This window comes from Pseudoduganella sp. jia 9, assembly GCF_055502615.1.
Window position 1 is genome coordinate 1 of record NZ_JBUPWE010000039.1, and the last position, 7,564, is coordinate 7,564.

2 protein-coding genes and 2 rRNA genes are annotated in these 7,564 nt (G+C 59.3%); all 4 read left to right on the forward strand.

All coding sequences use genetic code 11. The annotated features are described in order from the left end of the window. Positions 1-9: 9 nt before the first annotated feature. The 4 genes from rrf to ACY34H_RS29960 all read left to right on the forward strand — a co-directional run bounded on the left by rrf (position 10) and on the right by ACY34H_RS29960 (position 7,548). Positions 10-122, forward strand: a 5S ribosomal RNA gene (rrf, locus tag ACY34H_RS29945). A 621-nt stretch (positions 123-743) separates the two neighbouring features. Beyond that, on the forward strand, positions 744-3,152 hold the full coding sequence (locus ACY34H_RS29950) for a penicillin acylase family protein (protein WP_464981043.1): 2,409 nt from the start codon (positions 744-746) through the stop codon (positions 3,150-3,152). A gap of 123 nt (positions 3,153-3,275) precedes the next feature. Then, positions 3,276-5,630, forward strand: coding sequence for a penicillin acylase family protein (locus tag ACY34H_RS29955; RefSeq protein WP_464981044.1), 2,355 nt, complete (start codon positions 3,276-3,278; stop codon positions 5,628-5,630). Positions 5,631-6,017: 387 nt separating this feature from the next. Continuing rightward, a 16S ribosomal RNA gene (locus ACY34H_RS29960) occupies positions 6,018-7,548 on the forward strand. Positions 7,549-7,564: the final 16 nt, after the last annotated feature.

Below are 7,564 nucleotides of genomic sequence, written 5' to 3' on the forward strand. Positions count from 1 at the left end.
CAAGTCATGCCTGATGACCATAGCAAGTCGGTCCCACCCCTTCCCATCCCGAACAGGACCGTGAAACGACTTTGCGCCGATGATAGTGCTGCAACCAGTGTGAAAGTAGGTTATCGTCAGGCTGTTATACCGAGAAAAGCCCACCAGTGATCTGGTGGGCTTTTTTCATTTGTGCTTCACATTTTGCATTACGCTCGGACTTGGAGCTCGGTCCCGGGTTTTAGTGCTCCGCCGGGCACTGCCCGACGTCACTCTGGTGGGCTTTTTTCATTTGTGCTTCATATTTGCATTACGTCTCGGACTTGGAGCTCGGTCCCGGGTTTTAGTGCTCCGCCGGGCACTGCCCGACGTCGCTCTGGCGGGGGTTTTTCGCATTTGAACGCATGCTTTGCAGTACGCTGCGGACTTGGCTCCAGGCCTGTGGTTTTAGTGCTCCGCCGGGTACTGCCCGACATATAGAAAAACCCCGCTAGCGCAGGCTGGTGGGTTTTTTTGCTTTGAAAAGCATGCCTGCCGCTCTGCAGGCCGGGCAGCAGCTCATGCCGCTGCGCGCGGTTCGACAAAATCGTGAATGATGCACGCCTGCGCAATGAATATTTCTCATATTATCTGGTTATTACCCATCAGTAACTAATCCAGTTTCTTTGGTGAAACGGCTAGTCGAATATTCAAATATCACAGGCGGATCGACAATTAGAGCATATAAAATCGCACGCCCTTGGAGTTGTGCGAAAAATATTTATTTGCAAGCCACCTCATGTGGTCAGGGTAACACGCTGATATCCTCGCAATACAAAGTTCTAATAACGATATCCGGAGGTTCGATGAAGCTCACTACACTCTCGCTGCTGACTGCGCTGGTTGTTACCGACTATGCGGCGGCAGCTATCCGTACCGAGGTTACGCGCACTGCGCGCGGCGTCGTGCACGTCAAGGCAACCGACTACCGCAGCTTGGGCTATGGTGCTGCCTACGCCTATGCCGAAGATAATATCTGCATGCTGGCCGATACCATCCTGACGGTGCGTGGAGAACGGTCCCGTTACTTCGGCGGTACAGCACCCGCCACACAGCCGAAAAATGGCGAATATGGCGCCGGGCTGGATCTGTTTTTCAATCTGCCGAATGAACAAAGCGATTTTTTCTTTAAAGGGTATCTCGACCTCGACCAGTTGCGCGCCGGCTACGCAGCCGGTTCGGCGGATGTCCGTGAATTGCTGGGCGGTTTCGCGGACGGATATAACCGTTATCTGAAGGATAAGCGGAGCAGCCTGCCGAATGCGTGCAAGGGCGCCGCCTGGGTAAAGCCGATCACGGTCGACGACGTTTACCTGATAATTGCCGAGAAAGCACTGCATGCCAGCGGTGAAGCGTTCGCCGCCGCGATCGTGGGCGCGTCGCGAGATCCGGAAGAGCCGGTCAGCCTGGCGAAGAGCATGCCGAAGGCTATAACGCCGATGCCGACCGGCATCCCGGCCGGTGTTGGCAGCAATGCGCTGGCGATCGGTAGCGACGCCAGCGCGAACGGCAAGGGCATCCTGCTCGGCAATCCGCATTATCCATGGTCCAGCACAGACCGTTTCTACCAGGTCCACCTCACCATTCCAGGCCGTTACGATGCAATGGGCGTCAGTCTCGGCGGCCTGCCGGTCGTGGCCATCGGTTTCAACCGTAACGTCGCCTGGTCGCATACCGTCACCGCCGCAAAGCATTTCACCACGTTCCGCCTGGCGCTCGATCCGTCCGACCCGACTGGCACGACTTATTTCTATGACGGTGCGCCCCGCAAGATGACGGAGCGGACGGTGGCCGTCGACGTGTTGCAGGCCGATGGTTCCGTGGTGGCGAAGAAGCGCAGTTTCTATTTCAGCCACCAGGGCGCGGTGATCGTCCTGCCGCAGGCGGGCATCGGCTGGACTCCGGAGAGCGCGTTCGTGCTGGCCGATGCCAATCGCCCCAACACCCGTCTCGCGGAGCAGTGGCTGAAGATGGGCCAGGCCGATGACGTCAACCAGCTGCAAAGCGCGATTCATGCGGTGAAGGGGCTGCCCTGGGTGAACACGGTCGCCGCCGACCGCCGCGGCAATGTGCTGTACAGCGACGGCAGCGTCGTGCCGCACATGACGACAGACAAATTCCTGTCCGACTGCCTGCTCGTCCCGGATCTGCTGGCGTTCGACGGCACGCGCAGCGAATGCGGCTGGGGCCAGGATGCCGACGCGCCGGAAGGCATCTTCGGCGAAGCCAACGCGCCGGCTACCGTGCGCCAGGACTACGTCGGCAACTCGAACGATTCGTATTGGCTCTCCAATGCAAAGGAACCGTTGACCGGCCCGGCGCCGTTCGGCTATTCGCCGCTGTATGGACAGGCCGGCGCGCCGCAATCGCTGCGCACCCGCATCGGCTTCAAGCAAGTCGAGAAAATGCTGGACGAACAACAGTTCCTCCGCATGGACGACGTGCAGGCGCTGATGTTCGATAACCGCGTCTACGCTGCGGATCTGGTGATGCCGTCGCTCCTGAAAGCATGCGTGAAAGCGCTCGATATTCGCTTGCTGGCTCCCTGCGCGACCCTGGGGGGATGGGACAGGAAGGCCAATGTCGACAGCCGTGGCGCAGTGCTGTTCCGCGAATTCTGGAACATCGCCCGTGCCACGCCGAATCTGTGGTCAATCCCGTTCGACCCGGCCGATCCGGTCAATACGCCGCGCGGCGTCGCGGCAGCTGCGGAACCGGCGCTGCTGGCGGCGCTGCGTACCGCCAGCGCGAAGATGCAAGCGGTGGGCGTGCCGCTGTATGGCCGCCTGGGCGACTACCAGACCGAAACGCGCAACAACAGGCGCCATGCGCTGCACGGCGGCCAGGGCGACGACGATGGAACGTACAGCACGCTGCAGATGCGTGGCGGCCTGACTTCTCAGGGCTACCGGGATGTCGCATGGGGCACCAGCTATATCCACCTGGTGGCCTTCGAGAACTCCGGGCCGGTGGCGAAAGGGCTGCTTGTCTACGGCCAGTCGGTCAACCCGCAATCGTCGAACTATGCGGACCAGCTGCCGCTGTTCACGCAAAAGCGCTTGCCGACGCTGCCGTTCACGGAAGCGCAGATCAGGGCGGAACGCGTTCGTTCGCAGGTGCTGACGGAGCGCTGAGTCCGCCATCACCAGTGCGCGCGCAAGTGACGGTCAAGCCACCAGTCACTTGCGCGCGATTGATGCTTATCAAACTCGCCGCAGGCCGTGCCCCCATGATGGATTGGATCTCAAGGGGCTATCATGCGGATACCAACCGTCGCGTTATTGTTTTGTCTGCTTGGTTGTCTTGCCGCGTGCAATGGCGGTGACAACGACGGAGTACCGAAGCCCCCGTCGCCCGCCGGCCTGTCGGCCGAACTGACGCGCACCTCGTACGGAGTCGTGCACATCCGCGCGAACGACTTCGCCGGCATCGGCTTCGGCTTGGCGTATGCCTATGCGCAAGATAATGTCTGCATGCTGGCCGACAGTCTGCTGACCGCGCGCGGCGAGCGATCCCGCTACTTTGGCGGCGAAGCAATGCCTACCGCGGGCGCGGACGGCGAGTACAGCGTGGTCGTCGACTATCTCAACCTGCACAACTTCAACCTGCGCAACGAAGACAGCGACTTCTTCTTCAAGGCGTATCTCGATCCGGCACGGCTGCGTGCCGGTTACGAAGGGGGCAGCAGGGAAGCCGCGGCGCTACTGTCGGGCTATGCGGCCGGTTACAACCGCTACCTGAGGGAGCACGCCAGCAAGCTGCCTGCCGCCTGCCGCGGTGCCGCCTGGGTAAAGCCGATCACCGTGGACGATGTCTACCTGATGATCGGGGAAAAAGCGCTGCACGCCTCCGGACAGTTGTTTGCCACCGAAATCCTTGCCGCAGCCCGCGACGAGCAGCGCGGGCCGTCCGGCGGCGACCTCCCCGTGCCGGCGTGGACGAACGATGGACTCGGCAGCAATGCCATCGCGCTTGGCGCCGATGCCAGCGCAAACGGCAGGGGAGTATTACTGGCCAACCCACATTATCCGTGGTTCAACACGGACCGCTTTTATCAGCTGCACCTGACCGTACCTGGCGTCTACGACGTCATGGGCGTGAGCCTGGGCGGGGTTCCGATCGTCGTCATCGGCTTCAACAAGAATGTGGCGTGGACCCACACGGTAACGAAAGCGGCCCACTTCACCACGTTCCGTCTACAGCTGGACAGAAGCGATCCTTCCGGCATGACTTACCTGGTGGATGGCATGCCGCGGAAAATCGCGGAACGGGTGGTGGAAGTGCAGTTACTGCAGGCCGACGGTACGCTGCGCACGAAGCGCAAGGTATTCCGCGAGACGCTGCTGGGTATCGAAATGGCGGCCCCGGGCGTGCCTCTGGGGGGCGACGGGATCCTCGTGCTCGGCGATCCCAATCGCCATAACACGCGGCCAGTCGAGCAATGGATCGCGATGGGCAAGGCGGAGAGCACCGCCACGTTGCAGGCGGCCCTGGGGCGCATGGGGTTGCCTTGGGTGAATACCATTGCCGCGGATCGGCATGGCAACGCTTTGTACGCGGATTACAGTGTCGTGCCGCATGTCCTGCCGGAAAAGTTCGCATCCGCCTGTCTGCTGTTCCCGCCATTACTGATGTTCGACGGCTCCCGCAGCGTTTGCCACTGGGGCCAGGACAGCGATGCGCCGCCGGGTGTCTTCGGCAGTGCCCATGCCCCGTTTATGGCGCGCCGCGATTATGTGGCGAATTCAAACGACAGTTACTGGCTCACCAACAGCCGGCAGTTGCTGACCGGGCCGGAAACAGCTTACTCGCCGCTGTATGGACCGGTCGGCGTGCCGCAGCACCTGCGCACCCGGCTGGGGTTTGTCCAGCTGGAAGAGCGGCTGGCCGAACGCGGCCGATTGAACACCGATGACCTTGAGACGCTGCTGTTTGCAAACCGCGTTCATGCTGCCGAACTGGTACTTCCCGACCTGCTGGCCGCTTGCCGCGGCACGGCGGATCAAACGCTGGCCGCCGCATGCGCCGCGCTGGAGAACTGGGATCGCAAAGTCAATGTCGACAGCAGGGGCGCGATCCTGTTCCGCGAATTCTGGATTCAGGCGTCGGCCCTGCCCGACATGTGGGCAGTGCCGTTCGACCCCTCGGACCCGGTGCACACGCCGCGGGGCGTTGCGGCTGTTGCGGCGGCGCCCATGCTTGCCGTATTGCGAGCGGCCGCACTTCAGTTGAGCGCGCTCGGCGTGCCGCTCGATGCTCCACTGGGGGAGTATCAGGCGGAAGTACGCAAAGGAGTTCGATATCCGATCCATGGCGGCATCGGCGACGTGGACGGGGTCTCAAACGCCCTGCACACGACGTCGCAACTGACGGCCCAGGGATATGGCGGCGTCGCGTGGGGCACCAGCTACGTGCAGCTCGTCAGCTTCGACGACCATGGCCCTGTCGCGCGCGGATTGCTGGCGTATGGACAGTCGACCGACCCGGCATCGCCATACTACGCGGACCAGTTGCCGCTGTATGTGTCGAAGCAGCTTGTAACGCTTCCGTTCACACGGGAGCAGATCGCGGCGGACGGACACCGGCAGCAAACCACGGTATCGGAAAAATAGATCTTGCAGAGGTCCGCGTCGCTTGCTATAGTTCTGTCCCTGCCGCAACGCTGTAACGCAAGTGAAAGCGAAGTGGAAGAAAAAGAAGCTTGACGAATCGCACGAAATACTCGATAATCTTGCCTCTCTGCTGCTGACAAACACAACGATTTGTCGCCGGATCGAACGAAAGTTCACGGGTCCGCAGCAAGCCTTCAGGGCAGAATTCTTTAACAATCAACAGTCGATAAGTGTGGGCGTTTGATGTGATGTGCCCCGGACTTCGGTCCGGAAGCTCAAAATATATAGCATCAAACGCTTACACAAGAAATAAACGTAATCATCTTCGGATGATTCGTCAGTATCTTGAGTGAGTGACCCCGACAGCAATGTCGGACAACAGAGATTGAACTGAAGAGTTTGATCCTGGCTCAGATTGAACGCTGGCGGCATGCTTTACACATGCAAGTCGAACGGTAACAGGGAGCTTGCTCCGCTGACGAGTGGCGAACGGGTGAGTAATATATCGGAACGTGCCCAAGAGTGGGGGATAACGTAGCGAAAGTTACGCTAATACCGCATACGATCTACGGATGAAAGCAGGGGACCGCAAGGCCTTGTGCTCCTGGAGCGGCCGATATCTGATTAGCTAGTTGGTGAGGTAAAGGCTCACCAAGGCGACGATCAGTAGCTGGTCTGAGAGGACGACCAGCCACACTGGAACTGAGACACGGTCCAGACTCCTACGGGAGGCAGCAGTGGGGAATTTTGGACAATGGGGGCAACCCTGATCCAGCAATGCCGCGTGAGTGAAGAAGGCCTTCGGGTTGTAAAGCTCTTTTGTCAGGGAAGAAAAGGTCGTGGCTAATATCCACGGCTCATGACGGTACCTGAAGAATAAGCACCGGCTAACTACGTGCCAGCAGCCGCGGTAATACGTAGGGTGCAAGCGTTAATCGGAATTACTGGGCGTAAAGCGTGCGCAGGCGGTTTTGTAAGTCTGTTGTGAAATCCCCGGGCTTAACCTGGGAATGGCAATGGAGACTGCAAGGCTAGAGTTTGGCAGAGGGGGGTAGAATTCCACGTGTAGCAGTGAAATGCGTAGAGATGTGGAGGAACACCGATGGCGAAGGCAGCCCCCTGGGTCAAGACTGACGCTCATGCACGAAAGCGTGGGGAGCAAACAGGATTAGATACCCTGGTAGTCCACGCCCTAAACGATGTCTACTAGTTGTTGGGTCTTAATTGACTTAGTAACGCAGCTAACGCGTGAAGTAGACCGCCTGGGGAGTACGGTCGCAAGATTAAAACTCAAAGGAATTGACGGGGACCCGCACAAGCGGTGGATGATGTGGATTAATTCGATGCAACGCGAAAAACCTTACCTACCCTTGACATGTCAGGAATCCTGGAGAGATCCGGGAGTGCCCGAAAGGGAACCTGAACACAGGTGCTGCATGGCTGTCGTCAGCTCGTGTCGTGAGATGTTGGGTTAAGTCCCGCAACGAGCGCAACCCTTGTCATTAGTTGCTACGAAAGAGCACTCTAATGAGACTGCCGGTGACAAACCGGAGGAAGGTGGGGATGACGTCAAGTCCTCATGGCCCTTATGGGTAGGGCTTCACACGTCATACAATGGTACATACAGAGGGCCGCCAACCCGCGAGGGGGAGCTAATCCCAGAAAGTGTATCGTAGTCCGGATTGTAGTCTGCAACTCGACTGCATGAAGTTGGAATCGCTAGTAATCGCGGATCAGCATGTCGCGGTGAATACGTTCCCGGGTCTTGTACACACCGCCCGTCACACCATGGGAGCGGGTTTTACCAGAAGTAGGTAGCTTAACCGCAAGGAGGGCGCTTACCACGGTAGGATTCGTGACTGGGGTGAAGTCGTAACAAGGTAGCCGTATCGGAAGGTGCGGCTGGATCACCTCCTTTCTAGAGTAGGCACTGA